24 protein-coding genes, 1 tRNA gene and 2 pseudogenes are annotated in these 18,131 nt (G+C 60.1%); 12 read left to right on the forward strand and 15 right to left on the reverse strand.

The features are described from left to right. Positions 1 to 116: 116 nt before the first annotated feature. Positions 117 to 593 (forward strand): GNAT family N-acetyltransferase, encoded by a 477-nt coding sequence (locus GRI39_RS03620; RefSeq protein ID WP_160738291.1) that lies wholly within the window; start codon positions 117 to 119, stop codon positions 591 to 593. 229 nt (positions 594 to 822) lie between these two features. Next, positions 823 to 1,431 (forward strand): isochorismatase family protein, encoded by a 609-nt coding sequence (locus GRI39_RS03625; RefSeq protein WP_246204898.1) that lies wholly within the window; start codon positions 823 to 825, stop codon positions 1,429 to 1,431. Between the two features lie 126 nt (positions 1,432 to 1,557). Here the strand turns inward: GRI39_RS03625 and catB are convergent, their stop codons facing one another. The 6 genes from catB to GRI39_RS03655 all read right to left on the reverse strand — a co-directional run bounded on the left by catB (position 1,558) and on the right by GRI39_RS03655 (position 4,666). After that, positions 1,558 to 2,196, reverse strand: a complete 639-nt coding sequence (gene catB, locus GRI39_RS03630) for a type B chloramphenicol O-acetyltransferase (RefSeq protein WP_160738293.1) — start codon at positions 2,194 to 2,196, stop codon at positions 1,558 to 1,560. Between the two features lie 255 nt (positions 2,197 to 2,451). Beyond that, on the reverse strand, positions 2,452 to 2,763 hold the full coding sequence (locus GRI39_RS03635) for a cupin (RefSeq protein WP_160738294.1): 312 nt from the start codon (positions 2,761 to 2,763) through the stop codon (positions 2,452 to 2,454). A 48-nt stretch (positions 2,764 to 2,811) separates the two neighbouring features. Then, on the reverse strand, positions 2,812 to 3,270 hold the full coding sequence (locus GRI39_RS03640; protein ID WP_160738295.1) for an RES family NAD+ phosphorylase: 459 nt from the start codon (positions 3,268 to 3,270) through the stop codon (positions 2,812 to 2,814). Between the two features lie 16 nt (positions 3,271 to 3,286). Next, complete coding sequence (locus GRI39_RS03645; RefSeq protein WP_246204847.1) at positions 3,287 to 3,688, reverse strand: GFA family protein; 402 nt, start codon at positions 3,686 to 3,688, stop codon at positions 3,287 to 3,289. Further along, entirely contained in the window at positions 3,678 to 4,061 is a 384-nt protein-coding gene (locus tag GRI39_RS03650; protein WP_160738296.1) for a nuclear transport factor 2 family protein, read from the reverse strand. The genes GRI39_RS03645 and GRI39_RS03650 overlap by 11 nt, the downstream gene beginning before the upstream one ends. An 11-nt stretch (positions 4,062 to 4,072) precedes the next feature. Beyond that, the gene (locus GRI39_RS03655) at positions 4,073 to 4,666 is read right to left on the reverse strand and encodes a LysE family translocator (protein ID WP_160738297.1); all 594 of its coding nucleotides are present in this window, start codon (positions 4,664 to 4,666) and stop codon (positions 4,073 to 4,075) included. 81 nt (positions 4,667 to 4,747) lie between these two features. Here GRI39_RS03655 and GRI39_RS03660 point away from each other — a divergent pair, with 81 nt between their 5' ends. The 3 genes from GRI39_RS03660 (at position 4,748) to GRI39_RS03670 (ending at position 7,481) form a co-directional block, all read left to right on the forward strand. Beyond that, positions 4,748 to 6,142 (forward strand): aminotransferase-like domain-containing protein, encoded by a 1,395-nt coding sequence (locus GRI39_RS03660; RefSeq protein WP_211371418.1) that lies wholly within the window; start codon positions 4,748 to 4,750, stop codon positions 6,140 to 6,142. A gap of 229 nt (positions 6,143 to 6,371) precedes the next feature. Beyond that, positions 6,372 to 6,659, forward strand: coding sequence for a hypothetical protein (locus GRI39_RS14435; protein ID WP_211371419.1), 288 nt, complete (start codon positions 6,372 to 6,374; stop codon positions 6,657 to 6,659). An 81-nt stretch (positions 6,660 to 6,740) separates the two neighbouring features. Continuing rightward, positions 6,741 to 7,481 carry a DJ-1/PfpI family protein gene (locus tag GRI39_RS03670; RefSeq protein ID WP_211371420.1) on the forward strand — a complete coding sequence of 247 codons (741 nt, stop codon included), beginning with the start codon at positions 6,741 to 6,743 and terminating at the stop codon, positions 7,479 to 7,481. Positions 7,482 to 7,497: 16 nt separating this feature from the next. Here GRI39_RS03670 and GRI39_RS03675 read toward each other — a convergent pair whose 3' ends face one another. Further along, the gene (locus tag GRI39_RS03675) at positions 7,498 to 7,929 is read right to left on the reverse strand and encodes a winged helix-turn-helix transcriptional regulator (protein ID WP_160738298.1); all 432 of its coding nucleotides are present in this window, start codon (positions 7,927 to 7,929) and stop codon (positions 7,498 to 7,500) included. A gap of 62 nt (positions 7,930 to 7,991) precedes the next feature. On the opposite strand from GRI39_RS03675, the gene GRI39_RS03680 reads away from it, so the two are divergent. Continuing rightward, a complete protein-coding gene (locus GRI39_RS03680) occupies positions 7,992 to 8,921 on the forward strand; it encodes an aromatic alcohol reductase (protein WP_160738299.1) in 930 nt (309 codons plus the stop codon). 40 nt (positions 8,922 to 8,961) lie between these two features. Here the strand turns inward: GRI39_RS03680 and GRI39_RS03685 are convergent, their stop codons facing one another. From GRI39_RS03685 to glyA, 3 genes and pseudogenes are all read right to left on the reverse strand, one after another. Continuing rightward, entirely contained in the window at positions 8,962 to 9,873 is a 912-nt protein-coding gene (locus tag GRI39_RS03685) for an NAD(P)/FAD-dependent oxidoreductase (protein WP_246204848.1), read from the reverse strand. Beyond that, the gene (locus GRI39_RS03690) at positions 9,857 to 10,240 is read right to left on the reverse strand and encodes an Rrf2 family transcriptional regulator (protein ID WP_160738300.1); all 384 of its coding nucleotides are present in this window, start codon (positions 10,238 to 10,240) and stop codon (positions 9,857 to 9,859) included. Before GRI39_RS03690 ends, GRI39_RS03685 begins: the two co-directional genes overlap by 17 nt. Before the next feature lie 40 nt (positions 10,241 to 10,280). Continuing rightward, positions 10,281 to 10,505: pseudogene (gene glyA / locus GRI39_RS14525) on the reverse strand (serine hydroxymethyltransferase); the annotation flags it as partial. Positions 10,506 to 10,610: 105 nt separating this feature from the next. Here glyA and GRI39_RS03700 point away from each other — a divergent pair. The 6 genes and pseudogenes from GRI39_RS03700 to GRI39_RS03725 all read left to right on the forward strand — a co-directional run bounded on the left by GRI39_RS03700 (position 10,611) and on the right by GRI39_RS03725 (position 13,294). Then, positions 10,611 to 10,844 (forward strand): hypothetical protein, encoded by a 234-nt coding sequence (locus GRI39_RS03700; RefSeq protein ID WP_160738301.1) that lies wholly within the window; start codon positions 10,611 to 10,613, stop codon positions 10,842 to 10,844. Next, positions 10,730 to 11,398, forward strand: a pseudogene (locus GRI39_RS03705) (TraB/TrbI/VirB10 family type IV secretion system protein); the annotation flags it as partial. The gene GRI39_RS03700 and the pseudogene GRI39_RS03705, both read left to right, overlap by 115 nt. Before the next feature lie 15 nt (positions 11,399 to 11,413). Continuing rightward, positions 11,414 to 11,635 (forward strand): DUF2274 domain-containing protein, encoded by a 222-nt coding sequence (locus GRI39_RS03710; protein WP_160738302.1) that lies wholly within the window; start codon positions 11,414 to 11,416, stop codon positions 11,633 to 11,635. Continuing rightward, on the forward strand, positions 11,632 to 11,943 hold the full coding sequence (locus GRI39_RS03715) for a DUF736 domain-containing protein (protein ID WP_160738303.1): 312 nt from the start codon (positions 11,632 to 11,634) through the stop codon (positions 11,941 to 11,943). Before GRI39_RS03710 ends, GRI39_RS03715 begins: the two co-directional genes overlap by 4 nt. A 2-nt stretch (positions 11,944 to 11,945) precedes the next feature. Further along, entirely contained in the window at positions 11,946 to 12,263 is a 318-nt protein-coding gene (locus GRI39_RS14815; RefSeq protein ID WP_037470181.1) for a helix-turn-helix domain-containing protein, read from the forward strand. After that, on the forward strand, positions 12,167 to 13,294 hold the full coding sequence (locus GRI39_RS03725; RefSeq protein WP_160738304.1) for a tyrosine-type recombinase/integrase: 1,128 nt from the start codon (positions 12,167 to 12,169) through the stop codon (positions 13,292 to 13,294). Before GRI39_RS14815 ends, GRI39_RS03725 begins: the two co-directional genes overlap by 97 nt. Positions 13,295 to 13,311: 17 nt before the next feature. On the opposite strand, the gene GRI39_RS03730 is transcribed toward GRI39_RS03725, so the two are convergent. From GRI39_RS03730 to mreC, 5 genes are all read right to left on the reverse strand, one after another. Next, positions 13,312 to 13,387, reverse strand: a tRNA-Lys gene (locus GRI39_RS03730). Positions 13,388 to 13,483: 96 nt separating this feature from the next. Then, positions 13,484 to 14,602, reverse strand: coding sequence for a rod shape-determining protein RodA (rodA, locus tag GRI39_RS03735; RefSeq protein ID WP_160738305.1), 1,119 nt, complete (start codon positions 14,600 to 14,602; stop codon positions 13,484 to 13,486). Then, positions 14,599 to 16,632: a penicillin-binding protein 2 gene (mrdA, locus tag GRI39_RS03740; protein WP_160738306.1), complete on the reverse strand. Its 2,034-nt coding sequence runs from the start codon at positions 16,630 to 16,632 to the stop codon at positions 14,599 to 14,601. The genes rodA and mrdA overlap by 4 nt, the downstream gene beginning before the upstream one ends. A 7-nt stretch (positions 16,633 to 16,639) precedes the next feature. After that, the gene (mreD, locus tag GRI39_RS03745) at positions 16,640 to 17,197 is read right to left on the reverse strand and encodes a rod shape-determining protein MreD (protein ID WP_160738307.1); all 558 of its coding nucleotides are present in this window, start codon (positions 17,195 to 17,197) and stop codon (positions 16,640 to 16,642) included. Further along, positions 17,194 to 18,111 (reverse strand): rod shape-determining protein MreC, encoded by a 918-nt coding sequence (gene mreC / locus GRI39_RS03750; RefSeq protein WP_160738308.1) that lies wholly within the window; start codon positions 18,109 to 18,111, stop codon positions 17,194 to 17,196. The genes mreD and mreC overlap by 4 nt, the downstream gene beginning before the upstream one ends. Between the last annotated feature and the right edge of the window lie 20 nt (positions 18,112 to 18,131).

Below are 18,131 nucleotides of genomic sequence, written 5' to 3' on the forward strand. Positions count from 1 at the left end.
TCGCCGCGCGGTCCGTCGCTCGCGGGTTGCCTACCCCTGTGTCCGATCACGGTGGGTACAGGGTGAACACCAATTCCGACACGGAGATTTGCCGGTGGGTATTCGCACGCCCGTCCATGGAAATGGTCGAACTGGCGCGAACGATCGATCGGCCCGGCTATTTCATCAAGCTGTGTGGCTCCTCTGATGAATTGCGCAGTGTGATGCCTTCGGGCTGGCGTCTCGACCTGGAACGATATTTCATGACCGGGCGGCAAGCATCGACTTCGCAACCACTTCCCAAAGGCTACACCATCGAAATCGAGCAGAGCGGCATGATCCGTCGCGTCGCAATCCGATGCGAAACCGGCGATCTGGCGGCGAGCGGACATGCCGCCGAAATCCCTAGTGCCTTTATTTATGACCGCATAGAGACGGCCCTCGCGCATCGACGTAAAGGGCTTGGCCGTATTGTAATGGCCTCGCTTGCGCGGACGAAATACAGCGATGTCCCCGAGTTGCTCGTCGCGACGAATGAGGGGCGCCTCCTCTATGAGGCGCTAGGGTGGCATGTGCTGTCGCCATACGCGACGGCGTCGATTCCATGCATGTGACAAGCTGGCGAGAGTTTGCCGGTTGCCGTTGAAGGCCGGATCGATTAACGGACTGCGCGATGACAGGCACCAGCAATCCTCTTTGCATGAACTATTGGCGCTCCTTTTAAGGAGCGGCATGTCGTCATCATTTGTGACCATCGCCGTCGTGTCCGGCATGCGTATGGTCAATCGACAATCATTGCACTGGTCACGGCGGCTTTTCTGAATAGGAAAACCCGTGACGTTTATGAACAAGGTGCATTGGACGCTGGATCCCGGTCGATGTGCGTTGTTGCTCCATGATCTTCAGCCACACTATCTTGAGAGACTTTCCGACCGTGAAAGTGTGATCGCGAATGCCGGGCAGATCGCTCGCCAGTGTGTCCGCCAAGGTGTGCCGGTGTTCGCCTCGCAGGTGCCATGGACGCGGGAGATCCGTGAACGTGGTCTGATGATGGATATGTGGGGGCGCGGGCCCGGCTCTTCATCACCTGCTCTCGATCCGGAGCTGGGACTGGCAGAGCATGAAGTGCGGTTGCTGGCAAAAAGAAGCTACAGCGCCTTTTGCGGGAATGACTTTGAGGTATCCCTCCGTCGGCTTGGCAAAGACTCGATCATTATCGCTGGAGTCTATACCTCTATTGGGTGTTATCTTTCCGCCGCTGATGCCTTCATGCGCGACATTCGCGTGTTCCTCGTATCGGATGCTTCTGCCGATTTCGAACTGACTGATCATCTCGCCGGACTGGCAGCTGCCGCAAAGACATGCGCGCGAGTCGTCACCACGGCGCAGACATTGGAGTGTCTGCGCGGAACGGCTCGCCCGGCATTCTCGCATCGCATCGATGTCTGCTGAATACCGTTTGGGCCACGTCGGGTGAGGGGTGGGCAGGCTCCGAACCCCATGGTGACATTGGTGAGAACGCCACCCCCTTGGCTGCCCGTCCGTGCGACATTCCGGACGGGCAGCCTGCCCGGGGGATTACACTGCGTCCCGAACGACGTCCCGCCAATAGGCGTGAAGCTCGCTCACCGACGAGGATGTGAGGTACGGCATCGCTTCACGAAGGTGCTCATCGGCCCAGTCCCACCACTTCAGTTCGAGCAGTCTGGCGACGTCGGCCGCTTCAAAGCGCATCCGAATGGCCTTCGCCGGATTGCCGCCGACGATGGTGTAGGGGGCAACGTCGTTAGTCACCAGCGCGCGGGTGCCGATCACTGCGCCGTCGCCGATCGTCACGCCGGGCATGATGATGGCTTCCGAGCCAATCCACACGTCGTTGCCAATCACGGTATCGCCTGCGGGAAGGTATCCGTTGGCGGCGTCTTCGAAGGTTGGCACTTCGGGCATCCAGTAGAAGGGGAAGGTGCTGATCCAGTCGTTCCGGTGGCCCTGATTGCCCGCCATGATGAAGGCCGCGCCCGATCCGATCGAGCAGAAGCTGCCGATGATCAGTCTGTCCGCGCCCTCGTCCGGCACGAGGAAGCGAGCGCAATCGTCGAAGCTGTGACCGTGATAGTAGCCCGAATAGTAGCTGTAGCGCCCGACGATAATGTTGGGGTTGGTAACTTGACGATCGAGAGTGATGCCCTTGAACGGGCTTTCGAAGAAATTGCTCATGAAAATGTACCATTGAATGCTAGCCGCTGTGGGCCGTGTCGTTCTTCATGCGCCTGGTGCACATAGAATTACCAGCGGCAGGCCGATAATGGGACCGCCGCACAAACTCCTCACGCAGACCCGCGCGGGAGACGATTCAGATGGTACAGTCTGCCGACTTCATAATGCCATTATGCGTTGACTTATAATTGAAAAGCAAGCCCGCGCTCCATGCGCATACAAGTATGGCGATCGGTGAAGGCGAGTTGAGCTGGATCACTCGCTTCCGGCCTGCTCGATCACCAGGATGCGTGCTTCGCCAAGGGGGTGGGCGACATGTTCATCGCCCGGCTCGGCGAGAAAAATGTCCCCTGATTCAAGATGCAGAACCTGTTCGCCGCCAGCGGTCCGGACGTGCATGTCGACACGCCCGTCGAGGACAGCGAAGACTTCCGGGCCATCGTTGATGTGCCAGCGGTAGGGCTGGTCGGTCCAGTGCAGCCGCACGGTCGCGTCGTCGATCCGCTCGATCGACAGCGCGTCCCAGGCTGATCTGCCGGTGAAGTCGCGGGCGCGGATTACCTGCATTTCTATCCTCATTCTGTCATGTTTTCTTCCGCTCAAGACGGGATGCGATTACTCTTGGCGATATTTGTCGAGCATGGGTGGTCGATGGAGGCACTCCGAGAACTTGAACGGGCGAACGGTCAGCGGCCTTATTCTCGCCGCGTCAGGATGGCGCGGATTCATGAGGACGATATCCGCTTCCGGCAAAACGGCGGAGCTGACGGCCGCTAGCAGGGATCGTCCGCTATCAAGCCAGGTGTCCACGAAGGCGATCTTGACCCCGTCTGTAAGGTCGTTCGGCACGCGTTCGGGTAGATCGTCGATTTCGGTCCATCCAAGCAAATGGTCAGCGTCCATCAGTTCCCGATCCTCCAGCGCATAACGAAGCGCGACAAGAACGGCGAGGCCAGCTTCGCTCGCAAAATTGACGACGGGGCGTCCGGGCGAGGAATAGCGGCCGCCGAATTTCATCGGGCCTGAACCATCGAGCGCCAGATAGGACTCGCGCGTCAGTCGCCACAGCTTCATTGTGTTCCTTTCACGATCATACCGGCGGGCCCTTGGCATATTGGGGTTTGCCATCGTCGAGCCGCAGCCATTCCTGCTTGCTGGAGGTCCAGATATGTTCTTGTGGCGCGTAACGGTCAGGCGTGTCGATGCTCCCCATGCTCAGTCCGACCGTGCCGGCGCTTTGCCTTTCCGAGAACAGGCTCGTCCCGCAATTCTGGCAAAAGCCTCGTCGCACATCCCCGTCAGACCCGCACCAGCCTACTGGGCCGGACATGGCTACACTCTCCAACGGCACCATGACCCGAGCATAAAATGCCGCGCCAGTCGCCTTCTGGCAGCGATGGCAATGGCAGGCGCGAATATTGAGGATTTCGCCGGTGCTGGTGTAGCGGCAGGCGCCGCACAGACATCCACCTTCGATGGGATCAGGCATCATGCGGCATCTCCTGCGCACTATAGAAACTCTCGCCTTCGACCTGTCGGTCGTCCACGAAGCGCATCGTTTCGAGCGCCCGCCTGGCCTTGCCGTTGCGGCGGGCCACATAGTGGACGCCGAGCACCTGGCGTTCGATATCGCAGACGGCAGCGATCAGGGTAAAGTGCAGTTCAGACGAAGCCTCCAGCGCCCTTGACCAATAGGCGCGCAAACTGGCCTTGCCTTCGATGATGGGAGATCCCGTCAGTTCCGCGGCCAATGGGCTGATGAAGCGCGCGCCTTCGGCAAAGTGCGCCAGAATGGCGTCGAGATCGCGCGCGTTCCAGTTGGCGATCCAGTTCCCCGCGAACATCTCCATTTCTTCCCGGTTCATCGCGTTGTCCTTCAGATCAGAAACAGCAGGGCGGTGAGCGCGGTCAGAACCGCCATCACGCGCACGAACACGATCATGCCCTTACGGCTTTCGAGCAGTTCGCGGGCCCCCGCGCCCATCGCCGCCCAGGTTGCGATGGAAGGCAGGCCGACCAGCACAAATGCCGCGACGATAACGCCGAGCTGCAGGGCGAGCGGCCGGCCGGGCACGGTAAAGCTGGCGATGGCGGGCATGGTGATCGCCCAGGCCTTGGGATTGACGAATTGGAAGGCAGCCGCCTGAAAGAAAGTCAGCGGATGCGAGCCCTCGCGGCGCTCGACGCCTTCCGATTGCCACAGCTTTACCGCCAGCCATCCGAGATAGACAGCACCGAAGATCCGCACCGCCCAGCGCAGCACCGGCCATGCCTCGAACAGCGCACCCAGACCCAGCCCGCTGAGCACCAGCATGAGCGCGCAACCGAAATTGATTCCGAAGATGTGCGGGATGGTCCGGCGGAATCCGAACACCAGCCCCGACGAGGCGAGCATGATGTTGTTGGGGCCGGGCGTGGCGGTGCAGACGAAACTGTACAGCGCAAGCGGGGCAAGCAGACTCGTATCCATGATGTTCTCCTGCGAAGCTGGATGATCATCATTGAACTATGAGTCAAATGTGATATTGAACCGGTTCAATATAGATCGGGAATGGCAATGAAGGACTGGCAGCCGGATATCTCAAAGGGCAGCGCGCCGGTGTACGAGCGTCTCGTGACCGCGCTGGAGGGCGATGTGCGCGATGGCCGCCTAGTGCCCGGCGACCGTTTGCCACCGCAGCGCGATCTGGCGCACCGCCTGTCCCTGAGTGTCGGCACGGTCAGCCGGGCCTATGTCGAGGCGGAGCGGCGGGGGTTCATTTCCAGCCATGTAGGCCGGGGTTCTTTCGTCGCCGACCGGGCGAGGCCGCATGCCGCGCCACATGACACCGGCCCGCTCGACATGGCGCATAATGTGCCGCCGCTCGATCCTGCCGAGCGCTGGATCGGGGAGGGGCTGTCCCGCGTGCGCCAGCGCGCCGATCTCGCGACGGCAGTGAACTACGCGCCGCCCGAAGGCCTGGCTTCGATCCGCGAGGCCGGGGCATCCTGGCTCAAGCGCCGTCACGGCGTGAAGCGCGCGAAGGCGGATCAGGTTATCCAGTGCAACGGCGGGCAGCATGGACTTGCGCTCGCTTTCGCGGCGCTGGCACGGCCGGGCGATACGATCCTGTGCGAAGCCGCGACTTATCCCGGCATCCGGACCCTGGCCGACCATGCGGGCTATCGCCTGCAGGGCGTTGCCATGGATGGGCGCGGCATCGATCCCGAAGCGCTAGCGCGCTGTGCCCGCGAGACTGGGGCCAAGGTGCTGGTCATAATCCCGACCTTGCAGAACCCGACTACGATCAGCCTCGATGCCGCGCGCCGCGCTGACATCATCGAGGTCGCCCGAGCCCATGATCTGATGATCGTCGAGGACGATGCCTATCGCGTCTTCGCCGATGCCGGGGTGGCGGACTGCTTTGCCGATCTCGCGCCGGAACGGACGTTGATGGTCGCGGGCGTTTCCAAGGCGGTCGCGCCCGGTTTGCGGCTCGGCTTCCTGTTGCCGCCCGACAATGAGGATATTCGCGATCGACTGCTGCTGGGCATCCGGGCCTTTGGCTACAGCCCACCCTCGCTGGGCGGTCTGGTCTTCAGCCAGTGGGAACAGGACGGAACGGCCGACAGGATCGCCGATGATGTAATCACCGAAAGCGAGGCGAGGACACAGTTGGCGTCGTCGATCCTCGGCAAGGCGATGGCAGTGCCGGGTGCAGGGCGCAGCCTGCACATCTGGATGCCGATGCCCATGCTCGATGCCGAACGGCTGAGTGCCCGCGCCTTGCGCGCCTCCATCGCGCTAACGCCGCCTGACGGGCCGATTGTCGATGCCGTGGCGCCCTCTGGGGTTCGCCTGTGCCTTGGTGGCCTGCGCTCGCGTGATGCTCTTGAACAGGCGCTTCGCGATATCGCTGCCATGCTGACGACTGCCGGGGGCAGCGCCGCACGCGGTCTGGTCTGACATGCGGGGCCAGCCATGCATATGAATCGGTCTCCGGCGAGTAGTACGGATCTCTGGTCTTACGCCACGCTCTGCATCGTGATCCTGTTCTGGTCGGGCAATTTCATTGTCGGGCGCGCAGTGAACGGTTTCATTCCGCCATTCACCCTGGCGCTGGTCAGGTGGACTGGTGCGCTTGCGATCCTTCTGCCTTTTGCCTGCCCGTGTCGCCCCGACCATCGACCGGCGCTTGGCCGAATTGAACGGCTACCGGGACACACTGGCGAACCGGGTCAGCGTCGCGCTCGACCATGCGGCGCGCAAGACGCCCGAAGGGCTGGCGCTGGCGGCTGAGGTCCGCGCGCACGTGAAGGCAGTGAAGAAGCCCGACGAACGGATGAAGTTCGTGGCACAGGCCATGTTCGCCGACGTGTTCCTGGTGTCCCGGGATGGCCGCCCGATCACGACCGACAGCGACCTTGTTATCCACGAGGCCGATGAAGATGCAGATTGCATTCGACTTCGTCCGCGACGGTGACCGCCTCAGCGGCAGGGCCAAGCCCGGCTATTTTCCAAGCATTGCGGTATCGGGATTCCGGACCGAGGAAAGGAAGCTGCGGTGACCAGCGAAATCAGGATGAGCCAATACCCGCTCCTCGCCATGACGCCCGCGATGACGGGAAAGCCGCCGCTGCACGTGGCAATGCTGACCTATCCGGGCCTCACACTGCTCGATCTCGTCGGGCCGCTCACCGTGCTGCACGGTCCGATGCAGACGCATCTGCTATGGAAGAATACCGAGCCCGTCATGTCGGACATCGGTGTTGCCATCACCCCGACCATGAGCTTTGCCGACGCGCCCGATGCCTTCGACATCCTGTTCGTGCCGGGCGGCCCCGGGCAGGTCAATCTGTTTGGCGATCAGGCCGTGCTCGATTTCCTCGCCCAACACGGCGCACGTGCTCGATGGGTGACGGCGGTGTGCACCGGATCGATGATCTTGGGGGCGGCCGGGCTGCTCGACGGTTATCGCGCGACGACGCACTGGGGCGGATTGGGCGTGCTGGAGATGTTCGGCGCAGAGCCCGTTGCCGAACGCGTCGTCATCGATCGCAACCGGATCACCGGAGGCGGCGTTACCGCGGGCATAGATTTCGGCCTAGTGCTGCTAGATACGATTTATGGCAAGCATGTAGCCAAGACCACCCAGCTTCTTATGGAATACGATCCCGCGCCGCCGTTCGATGCGGGCACCCCGGAGGGGGCAGGTGAACAGGCGGTCGGTGCCGCGTTCGAGGTACTTGCGCCGGTGGCGACAGAGACGCTTCGAGTGCTGGCGGAGCGGACCGGAGTGGGCTGATGCCGATCGCGACCGGCTACGGCCGTGGGCTATGCGCGTGGTCGAAGCGACGCCGTGCATCGCGGAAATCGTCTGTCCGGTCCATCACCCAGCGCCACAGCGGCACCATCCCGACCAGCATCTCCTCTCCCAATGCAGTGAGGCGATATTCGACGCGGGGCGGCACCTCCTTGTAATCCTTGCGCGCAATAAGCCCGTCGCGCTCGAGCTGGCGCAAGGTGCGGGTGAGCATGCGCTGGGTAACGCCGTCCAGTGCGCGGCCCAGTTCCGCGTGCCGCAGCGGACCGCGCGCCACGCCCAGGGCATGCACGATCCCGAGCGACCAGCGATTGCCCGCATGGGCAAGAATCTCGCGCTTGAGGTTGTCCTCTTCGTCGCTCAGCGCTGCGCAGGCCGCTCGCGACTGTTCGATCGCTTCCTCAAGTGGTGCCAATTGTTGCTGTATCATCGGTGTGCCTTCTTAAAGTTCTGACACGGCTCAATATCTGCGTCTCCAGATTGGAGACTGGAATGACAAGTATCGATACCCAAGCCGACAAAATCCTCGTTCTGGGGGCAGGGGAGCTTGGCCTCGCCGTGCTCAGGGAGTTGGTCGCCTTGCGGCAAGAGGGATTTGCGCCGGAGATATCCGTGTTGCTCCGCCCGGCCGATCAGGTCGCGGGCAGCGAGGACGAACTGCGCGCCGAGCTGGGCGCGATGGGCGTCGCGATTGTCGAGGCCGATCTCGCCACGAGCAGCGCGGCAGATCTTGCCGTGATCTTTGCCGACTATGCGCAGATCATCGGCTGTACCGGTTTCGTCGGCGGCCCCGGCACGCAGCGAAAGATCACCGCCGCAGCGATTGAAGCGAGTGTTCGGCACTACATTCCCTGGCAGTTCGGCGTCGATTACGACGTTGTCGGACTGGGCAGCGGGCAGGAAGTGTTCGACGAACAATACGAGGTGCGCGAGATGCTGCGCGCGCAGAGTGCAATCCGCTGGACCATCATCTCGACCGGAATGTTCACCAGCTTTGTGTTTCTGCCTGCGTTCGAACTGGTCGATCTCAAGCGCGCGCGTGTGCATGCGCTGGGCGACTGGAGCTACCGCCTGACAGTCACGCCGCCGGAAGACATTGGAAAAATGACGGCGCTGGTCGCTTCGCAATGGCGATCCTATCAGGACCAGATCGTCTATATCGCGGGCGACACCTTCACCTATTCGCAGCTCGCCGATACGCTCGGCCGGGTGACAGGCCGCGCGTTCGAGAGGACGCTTTGGGATACCGCGCAACTCCGTGCCGAGGTCGAGGCCCATCCCGGCGACACCATGCGCAAGTATCGCCTGGCCTTTGCGCGACCCGACGGAGTGGCTTGGCCGATGGAAGAGACGCTCAACGCCAAGTTGGGGATCGCCACGACCAGCGTGGAACAGTGGCTGCGAAGGTGGCTTTCTGTCTGAGGTCATCCGCCGGATCGCAAGTTCGCTCATGTCCGCGTTCCTATGCGGCGCGAGGGAAGACGAAGGACTGGTGCAGCGACGTGCCGGCGGTAACCCCATCAGCCGCCGCCCATGTCGCGTTATGTGGCGCGCGCGCGATATCGCCAGCGGCATAGACACCCGGCACGCTGGTCATGCGGCTGTCGTCCGTTACGATAATTGGGCCGAGTGGGCCTTCACTCACCGCGCAACCGAGTTTCTCCGCAATCGGGCTCGAAAGCCGCGTGGGCGGGGCGAGATACAGGGCATCAAGAGCAATCTCCTGCCCATCCGCCAGCGCGATCGCGGAGAGGCTTGGTTCCTCGCCCAGCAGTGCGGAGACCGGCTCGGGCTGGATCGTTACCTTGCGCTGGTGCAGCTGGCCCAGCAGTTCGGCATCGGGCATTTCGCCGCCATCGAGGAAGTAGGTCGTGGGCCCCCATTCTGCGATCAGTTGCGCCTGATGCGCCGACATCGGGCCCGTCCGCAGGACACCGAGCCGACGGCCGGAGAACTCGTAGCCATGGCAATAGGGGCAATGCAGGGCCGTGCTGCCCCAGCGTTGTGCAAGGCCGGGAATGTCGGGCAACTGGTCGACAATCCCGAATGCCAGGACGAGCCGCGCGGCCTCCAGTTCAGTCCCATCGGCCAGCATCACGGCAAATCCGGGCCCGGTCGCGGATGCATCAATCGCTTCACCGGCCAGCATGGAAACGGTGGGATAGGCGGAAACCTGCGCCTTTGCCGTCGCGATCATCGCGCCCGGCGCGGCCCCGTCCTGTGCAAAGAACCCGTGAGACTCCTCTGCAAAGCGATTGCGCGGCAGCCCGCTGTCGACGACGCAGACCGTCCTGCCGCCGCGGGCGATGTGGATAGCCGCGGAGAGACCGGCAAAGCTGCCGCCGATTACGATTGCGTCAAAAATAGGCATCATGTTCGTCCGTCTCTCTTGTGGAAGTCTGGCTCGAAAGCCGTTCGTGGAAATCTGCGCTGAGCGCGGCCAGTGTCACTTCCGCGAACCGTTCTAAAAGCAAGGCTTCGGCCGCTGCGAAGGCGTCGTTCATCACGGCGTTGACGGCCTGCTCCACCAGACAGCCGGGTGCTTCGGTGCGGTTGCTCATCGCGAGAAGGGTGGGGCCGCCGAGAGCCTCGTAGACATCGCGCAGCGTGATCTCGGCCAAGGGCCGGGCAATGGTCCAGCCGCCGCCATGGCCCTTTTCCGATCGGACGAAACCGGCGTCCCGCAATCCAGCAAGGATGCGCCGGATCACCACCGGATTGGTCTGCATGGCCTTTGCCATGGCGTCCGAAGTGACCGGCCCATCGGCCTCGGCGGCGTGGACCCGCCACGATCAGCCCGGCATAATGGGCGACATCGGCCATCAGCCAGGCCCCCACGTCATCGGCAATGGCGCGGATCGCGGCAAAGTCGATCTGCCGGGGATAGGCCGAGCCGCCCGCGATGATCAGGCGCGGTCTCGTTTCGCGGGCGACGCGGGCGAGGTCTTCGAGGTCGATCCGCTCATCCTCGCGTCGCACCTTGTAGCTGACGGCATTGAACCAGCGGGTCGTGTCCCACGGGGTGGTGTAGGAAGGTTTCCCTGAGAGGGTGGCCACCGTCGATCTTCTGGTAGGGTTCGGATTGTGAACTCGAACCTGGAGAAGCAGACGATGACCGACGACAGAATGGCCCTTGTTGAGCTGATTGAGCAAGGGGCTGACAGCGATTTGGTGCGTGAGATGTTGCTGGTGAAACGCAACTGGCTCGATGCCTATGACTTCGCCACCGACCGAGCGGCGACCAGAACAACCAGCAGCGCAAGCTCGACTTTGTCGGGAGCCAGGCGTCGGCCGGCATCACCAATGCCCATGCGCTGCAGACCCCTGCATCGCCTTATCAGTTGATGGCGGGCAGTGTGATCGCCGCCAGCCTGCTGACGGGGCTCAATTCCGACCTTCCGGGCATGGTGGTGGCGCAAGTGACCGAACCGGTCTTCGATACCGTGACCGGGTGTATCCTGCTCATCCCGCAAGGCTCGCGTCTGATCGGCAGCTATGACAGCGTCGTGGCTTTCGGTCAGCGGCGCGCCTTGCTGGTCTGGCAGCGGATTATCCTGCCCGATGGCAGTTCGGTCCAGATAGACAATCTGCCAGCCACCGACAGCGCGGGTTATGCGGGGCTTGCCGACAAGGTCGACTTCCATAGCTGGCAATTGCTCAAGGGCGTCGCGCTTTCGACGCTGCTGGGCGTCGGCACTGAACTCACGCTCGGCAATGACGAGAGCGATCTTGTCCGCGCGATCCGGCAATCGACCCAGCAATCCGCCAATCAGGCGGGGCAGCAGATCGTCTCGAAGAACCTCAATATCCAGCCCACCATCACCGTCCGTCCCGGATGGCCGCTGCGCGTGATCGTCCACAAGGACATCGTGCTGCGGCCCTGGGCGGGCGCTCGCTAGACAAGGAGAGCCGCGATGCTCAAGCTCGCCAAACTGCCAGACCGGACACCGGTCAAACTGGCCGTCACGATTACGCCCGATCTCGCCCATGCGCTCGGCGACTATGCGACGATCTACAACCGGACCTATGGCGACAAAGCCGAAGTGGCGGATCTCGTTCCCGCCATGCTCGACAGCTTTCTGGCCAGCGATCGTGCCTTTGCCAAGGCGCGCAGGGACATGGAGGCCGGGACATGACGCGCAAGCGAACGATCGGCCGCTTCCGGCGCTCGAAGCAGGGCGGATGGGAAGGGGAGATCAACACCCTCTCCATCCAGCGTGCGATCCGGCTTGTGCCCAACGACAATAGGGTCAGCGACAAGGCCCCGGCGTTCCGGGTCATGCTGGGCTGGCAGCATATCGGGGACGCCTGGGAGCTGATGTCGCGCACCGAGCCTCCCCGTGAATATTGGCGGGTGCGGATCGACGATCCCTTTTGTCCGCTCAGCGCCATGCTGTTCTGCGACGCCGAAGGCATGACCGCGCAACTGGTGCTGCAGGTCTGACCATGGGCGAGGGAGCCGAGCGCGTTCTGACCATCCGGGAAGCGGCGGCGCTGCTCAAGGTGCACCCCAACACCATCCGCAATCTGCTGGCCGAGGGGCGCATTCCGGCGGCCCGGGTCGGGCGCCAGTGGCGCTTTCTGGAAGGCGAACTTGTCGCGTGGATTCGCTCGGGCTACTCTGCGCCTGCACGAATGCAGTCAGGTGCCCAACGAAAGGAGGCATTATGGCACTCTGGAAACGTGCAGGAAAATACTACGTCAAGCTCACAGCACCTGACGGAACGCTCATTAGACGCTCTACTGGAACGACCGACAGGCTGAAGGCGCTCGAATTTCACGACAAGCTGAAGGCCGAGCTGTGGGACCTTGCCAGGCTGAAGCAGAAGCCGAAACGGACCTGGGACGAGGCGGCTTTGCGGTGGCTGAAGGAGAAGGCACACAAGAAGTCCTACCGGGACGATGTGAGCCGGATCCGGTGGTTCACCAGGCATCTGCGTGGCAAGACATTGGATCAGGTGAGCAGGGACATGATCGACCGGCTCATATCGCGTCATTTCGCCCGCAAGAGCGATCGCACCAAGGATCTCTATGTCGCGCTCATCCGCGCGATCTTCCGGAAGGCGATGCGGGAATGGGAATGGATCGCGCATGTGCCGGCGTTCAAGACCTATGCGCGCAGTGGCCGGGTCAGGGTGCGGTTTCTCACCCATGATCAGGCCGCCGAGCTCATGGGGCGGCTTCCTGAACACCAGCGCGAGGTGGTGCTGTTCGCTTTGTCGACCGGCCTGCGTCAGGGCAACATACTCCATCTGCGATGGGATCAGGTCGATATGACCCGGCGCATCGTCACGATCGGATATGGCGAGACCAAGAACGGGGAAGCGCTCGGCGTGCCCCTGAACGAGGCGGCTCTTGGCGTGTTACGGCGGCAGAAGGGCAAGCATCCGGTTCATGTGTTCACATTTCGGGGCAAGCGCCTTGCCAATGCGAATACGCGGACCTGGCGCGGCGCATTGAAGGCCTGCGGGATCGAGGATTTCCGCTGGCACGATCTGCGGCACACCTGGGCGACCTGGCTCCGGCAGAATGACGTGCCCACCTGGGTGCTTCAGGAGCTGGGGGGATGGAAATCGGAGTCGATGGTGCGGCGTTATGCGCACATGTCGGTGAAGCATCTCCAGCCCTATGCCGACCAGCTGATTTTGCCGGGCACAGACCCGCTGATTAATCCGGTCACAGACACGAAAAAGTCTAACTGCCCGGAAAAGCTGGAAAGCCCAGGTCACAAAAATGGTCACAGTGAGAGCCGTCCGCGGCTCAAGCTTGTTGCCGGCCTCGACGTAAACTCTTGATTATTAGGCGAGAAAAATGGTGGACGCACTAGGGCTCGAACCTAGGACCCGCTGATTAAGAGTCAGCTGCTCTACCAACTGAGCTATGCGTCCACTCGGCAAATTGCCGCTCCGGCTCTGTGCCGGTGAAGCGCGGATATACAGATAGTTTTCGGGATGAAAAGACCTAATTTGTCAATTTCGTAATTTTTATCGAAAACCACTCGATTGCGTTGATTGGCTCCACCGATCCACCATCATGATCGTGCCGACACAGATCATATTCGTCATCATGGACGAGCCGCCATGGCTCATGAAGGGAAGGGGAATGCCCACCACGGGAGCAAGGCCCATCACCATCATCAAATTGATCGCGACATAGAAGAATATCGTTGCCGTCATTCCGCCCGCCAAGAGGGAGGAGAAGCGATCAGGCGCACGTCTTGAGACATTCATTCCCCATCTCAGCACCAGCCCAAAAATGAGCAGTACAGCCAAGCCACCCAGCAAGCCCCATTCTTCGGCCATCGTGGCAAACACAAAGTCTGTGTGGGGTTCTGGCAGATAGTTCAGGTGGCTTTGTGTACCGTTGCCAAAACCCTTGCCAAATAGGCCCCCTGAACCAATTGCAATCTTTGACTGAGTGATATGGTATCCCGCACCCAACGGATCGCTCTCAGGATCGAGGAAAGTGGTGACACGGCGCTGCTGATACTCTTCCAGCCCAAAGAAGAAGGCTAGCGGCACGGCGATTAATCCGGCGACGCCACCACCAATAAACCACTTCATCGGTAAGCCCGCCATGAACATCACTACAATGCCGCCAAAGGCAATCGCGAGAGATGTTCCCAGGTCAGGTTGAGCCATAACCAGAGCCATGGGGACTGCGAGCAGCACGCCCGCTGGGATAAGCGCACGCCAACTTCCTGTCATGCCAGGTGGAAGTGAGTGGTAGAATTGCGCCAACACCAGAACAATGGCTGGCTTCATCAGTTCAGAAGGCTGCAAAACAAGCGGGCCGATATTGAGCCAGCGCTGGCTACCGCCTCCAATTGCGCCAACGGCCTCCACCCCGAAGAGCAGAAGGACCACTGCGCCATAGATTGGGAAAGCAGCCATCTTCACGATATGCTGGGGCATATATGATGCCACGAGCGCAAGGATCAGAAAGATGAAATAGCGGATCAATTGCGACGAAGCAAAAGGCTGAAACGAGCCACCCGCCGCAGAATATAGCACTGCTGCACCGAAAAATGTCAACAAAGTCAGTGGAATGATAACACGCCATGGCTGCGCTGCCATTGGTTCCGGGAGGAAACTTGGTTTCATTCAGTGTTTCTCCCAGGCGGAGCATCAACTGGTTCTGGTGCGGGCGAGACAGCGCCTGTAGCCATTTCCTGTGGCTGCTGTGCGGCTGCACGCGCTTCGGCATCTACCTGTCGAGCAATATCAGCTGGGTCACTGGGGGCAGGGGGCACGTCAACACCAGCTTCAGCTGCGTATGAGGCGTAGCGGGCGGCCAGCCGTTGCTGCGCAGTACCACCCCACTGCTTCTCATAGGCGTGAAGCGCATCAAGCGCCTTTTCAGGGTCAAAAAGGAAAGTCATGACATCACGCGCGATTGGGTAAGCAGAACCTGAACCGCCACCATGTTCGATCACGACAGCACCTGCGTAACGAGGGTTGTTGAACGGGGCAAAAAAGATGAAAAGACCATGGTCGCGGTATTTCCATGGGCCACCTTTGCCGCTGGAAATGTTAAGGCTGACGACCTGAGCTGTCCCGGTTTTCCCAGCCATTTTGATATTTTCAATAGGTAAACGTGCACGGCCAGCCGTGCCTGGGCCATTAATGACGTCGCTCATCGCCTGCTGGATCACCTGAACGTGATCTCCATGGAAATTCATGCTGTCAAACTTCGGCTGCTTAGTTTTCAAAAGTAACCGGGGCATGACCTTGTTGCCAGTAGCCAGGCGGGTGGCCATCACTGCAAGCTGCAAAGGGTTGAACAGCATATAACCCTGGCCAATCGTAGCATTCACCGTGTCGTAGGCTTGCCATTCACGACCATATTTCTTCAATTTCCAGGCAGGGTCAGGCACTGTTCCGTAAAACTGGCTGGCGACTGGAAGAGGGAAGGTTTCGCCCAACCCACAACGATGGGCCATATCTGCTATGATATCCATGCCCAACTGCTGGGCAAAATGGTAGAAATAAACATCACAGCTCTGATAAATTCCTTTGGACATATCCACGCGCCCATGGCCGCGCCGGTTCCAGCAGTGGAACACGCGATTGCCGACCCTCAGTCCGCCATTGCAAATGGTGCTGGCCTTGGGATCAAGCCCCGCTTCAAGGAAAGACATTGCCACCATCGGTTTGACGGTTGAGCCGGGCGGATACAGCCCTTTCAGAACCTTGTTGCGAAGGGGAACACGCTCATCCTCGGCAAGCATTTTATACTCGACGCGCCCGATACCATCGGAAAAGCTGTTGGGATCGAAGCTTGGCATAGATGCCATGCACATGAGATCGCCCGTTACACAATCCATCACCACAACAGAGCCGGATTCAAGTCCGATACGCCTGGCTGCATAATCCTGCAGCGGCCCGTCTATCGTCAGCTTGATTGACTGCCCTTGTGTATCTTCCCGTGTTTCGAGATCACGAACGATGCGACCACTGGCGGTGACTTCCACGCGGCGTGCGCCGGGCTTGCCACGTAAAACCTGTTCAAACTGCTTTTCCAATCCATCTTTTCCGAGCTTGAAGCCGGGGGTGACGAGAAGTTGGCTTGGTTCTTTTTCGTATTCTTCGGCTGAGGCAGGGCCAACAAAGCCAATCAGGTGTCCAACAGATGGGCCGGTTGGATAGTATCGCGAAAACCCCCGCTGAGGAACAACACCTGGCAGGTCAGGCAACCGCACACTAATGGCAGCAAAGGCATCATAATCGAGCCCACTGGCAACCTCAATCGGTTGAAAGCCATGAACGTCTTCAAGTTTGGCTTTGAGGTCCTTTACCTGAATTGCACTGAGGTCCAGCAGCTTGCCGAGCGTATCAATCGTTGCCACCGGGTCATCAAGCCGATCTGGAATGATATCGACACGGAAATCGGCCTGATTGGAAGCCAGTGGAGCGCCGTTACGATCAAGAATCCAGCCACGCCTTGGAGGGATAAGGCTCAGATTGACCCGGTTGCTCTCCGACTCCATCTTATATTTTTCATTTTCCGCAACGCCAATATAACCCATTCGTGCAGCGAGAAGCAGGCCTACACCTCCCTGCAACCCGCCGACGATGAAGCTGCGACGTTCGAACGTGTCTTTCAAATTACCGGCGGTAAATTTCTGCTTCATCAGGTGCCTATCGGACTTTGCGAATACGCATCAGACGGAAGCGATCAAGCAAAGCGACTATGCGGGCGATAATTGGGAAAAGCACAATGGAAAGCAATAGCTGAGGTAGTATGAGCCTAAGCTGTATGGATGTGAGTTGAGCGCCTGAAAACAGAAAGCAGGCATACAAATACACGCTCAAAGCCAAGGAAGCCGTGAACCAATCGAGTAAAAAATTGCGCCAAGGGAAACGTATTTCGATTGCTTCGATACTCAACAATGTGACTGAGAAGAGAAAAATTCCGCTTCCAAAGGGCTGGCCGGAGAAGAGGTCATCGAATGCACCAAGCGGCAAGCCAGCCCAAAGCGGCAACAGGCCTGGACGCACAAGGCGCCAGGTTAACAGGAACAAATACCCAAGCGGAGGCAGGATCGGTGCGAGCGCAATGAAAGGTACCATTGGCACAAGACTGGCAAGAATGATCGTGAGCCATGGGATGCCATAGACGAGAATTGGCAGGTGGTCCCGGTTGATCTGGCTACCGTAAGCATCCCGATGTGCGCGGCTATTAGATGAAGAGATCATTCCTCCGGCTCACTGGATGAGGCCTTTTCCGCTTCAGGTGTTTTTGATTTGGCCTCGATATTGCCTTGCCACGAAGGTTCAACCGCCACAAAATCTGTTGCCGCAGGGTTGGCAAGAAGATTGGCAATCGCGCCATCCTTGGTCACTTCAGTCGTAACTGCTACAGCAACGCCTGGTGGAAATAGCCCGCCAGCTCCGGAAGTTACGAAAACATCACCTGGTTTTAGCGGATTGATCCCGAGGTTGATCAACCTTATCCGTAAAGAACCATCTGCGCGCCCTTCAGCAAAAGCCACGATGTTATCCGTCGAACGGCGCACCGGTACCATGCTTTCAGTATCTGTTAGCAGCATGACACGCGAACTGCTCCGGCCTGTCTCAAGCACTCGGCCTATCAGACCTTTGGGCGCGACAACTGGCATTCCGGCTGTGACCCCATGATCCCGCCCACGCGAAATATAGGCAAAACGACGAGCACTGGACGATGTCGACCCAATCAGCCTTGCAATAGCGACTGGCTGCGGATCACGATCTTTCAGACCAAGCACGGCTTTCAACCGGATATTTTCCTGCTTTACAGCGTCCGCTTCTGCCAGCTTGACCCGAGCGATTTCCATCTCGCGTTTGAGCTGTGCGTTCTTGCTTCCGGCGCGGTAATAGCCAGAGATTGCCTGGAAAAAGGAACTTCCTTCTTCCCGCACCGTGGCCCCCGCTTCTGAAGCAGGGGAAACTGCATCGCTGGCGGTGGTTCGTAATCCGGAAAACAGGCTGGGGTGCCACATTGATACAGCTAGCAACACAGCCCCGATCAGCACGCCGATCGACGCCACAAGATAACCGGTGAAGGCCGTAAAGCGTGCCTTCTTGTTCATACCGGATCTAAACGCCGAACGGCGGATTGTCGGCGGCGCCATAACCGCCCCCTTCTTCTCGA

The organism is Altericroceibacterium indicum, from assembly GCF_009828105.1.
Taxonomy (GTDB): Bacteria; Pseudomonadota; Alphaproteobacteria; order Sphingomonadales; family Sphingomonadaceae; genus Altericroceibacterium; species Altericroceibacterium indicum.

Coding starts and splice junctions, on each gene's coding strand:
- GRI39_RS03620 (WP_160738291.1), top strand. CDS start 117: ATGGAAATGGTCGAACTGGCGCGAACGATCGATCGGCCCGGCTATTTC.
- GRI39_RS03625 (WP_246204898.1), top strand. CDS start 823: ATGAACAAGGTGCATTGGACGCTGGATCCCGGTCGATGTGCGTTGTTG.
- catB (WP_160738293.1), bottom strand. CDS start 2,196: ATGAGCAATTTCTTCGAAAGCCCGTTCAAGGGCATCACTCTCGATCGT.
- GRI39_RS03635 (WP_160738294.1), bottom strand. CDS start 2,763: ATGCAGGTAATCCGCGCCCGCGACTTCACCGGCAGATCAGCCTGGGAC.
- GRI39_RS03640 (WP_160738295.1), bottom strand. CDS start 3,270: ATGAAGCTGTGGCGACTGACGCGCGAGTCCTATCTGGCGCTCGATGGT.
- GRI39_RS03645 (WP_246204847.1), bottom strand. CDS start 3,688: ATGATGCCTGATCCCATCGAAGGTGGATGTCTGTGCGGCGCCTGCCGC.
- GRI39_RS03650 (WP_160738296.1), bottom strand. CDS start 4,061: ATGAACCGGGAAGAAATGGAGATGTTCGCGGGGAACTGGATCGCCAAC.
- GRI39_RS03655 (WP_160738297.1), bottom strand. CDS start 4,666: ATGGATACGAGTCTGCTTGCCCCGCTTGCGCTGTACAGTTTCGTCTGC.
- GRI39_RS03660 (WP_211371418.1), top strand. CDS start 4,748: ATGGCAATGAAGGACTGGCAGCCGGATATCTCAAAGGGCAGCGCGCCG.
- GRI39_RS03675 (WP_160738298.1), bottom strand. CDS start 7,929: ATGATACAGCAACAATTGGCACCACTTGAGGAAGCGATCGAACAGTCG.
- GRI39_RS03680 (WP_160738299.1), top strand. CDS start 7,992: ATGACAAGTATCGATACCCAAGCCGACAAAATCCTCGTTCTGGGGGCA.
- GRI39_RS03685 (WP_246204848.1), bottom strand. CDS start 9,873: ATGATGCCTATTTTTGACGCAATCGTAATCGGCGGCAGCTTTGCCGGT.
- GRI39_RS03690 (WP_160738300.1), bottom strand. CDS start 10,240: ATGGCAAAGGCCATGCAGACCAATCCGGTGGTGATCCGGCGCATCCTT.
- GRI39_RS03700 (WP_160738301.1), top strand. CDS start 10,611: ATGACCGACGACAGAATGGCCCTTGTTGAGCTGATTGAGCAAGGGGCT.
- GRI39_RS03710 (WP_160738302.1), top strand. CDS start 11,414: ATGCTCAAGCTCGCCAAACTGCCAGACCGGACACCGGTCAAACTGGCC.
- GRI39_RS03715 (WP_160738303.1), top strand. CDS start 11,632: ATGACGCGCAAGCGAACGATCGGCCGCTTCCGGCGCTCGAAGCAGGGC.
- GRI39_RS14815 (WP_037470181.1), top strand. CDS start 11,946: ATGGGCGAGGGAGCCGAGCGCGTTCTGACCATCCGGGAAGCGGCGGCG.
- GRI39_RS03725 (WP_160738304.1), top strand. CDS start 12,167: ATGGCACTCTGGAAACGTGCAGGAAAATACTACGTCAAGCTCACAGCA.
- rodA (WP_160738305.1), bottom strand. CDS start 14,602: ATGAAACCAAGTTTCCTCCCGGAACCAATGGCAGCGCAGCCATGGCGT.
- mrdA (WP_160738306.1), bottom strand. CDS start 16,632: ATGAAGCAGAAATTTACCGCCGGTAATTTGAAAGACACGTTCGAACGT.
- mreD (WP_160738307.1), bottom strand. CDS start 17,197: ATGATCTCTTCATCTAATAGCCGCGCACATCGGGATGCTTACGGTAGC.
- mreC (WP_160738308.1), bottom strand. CDS start 18,111: ATGGCGCCGCCGACAATCCGCCGTTCGGCGTTTAGATCCGGTATGAAC.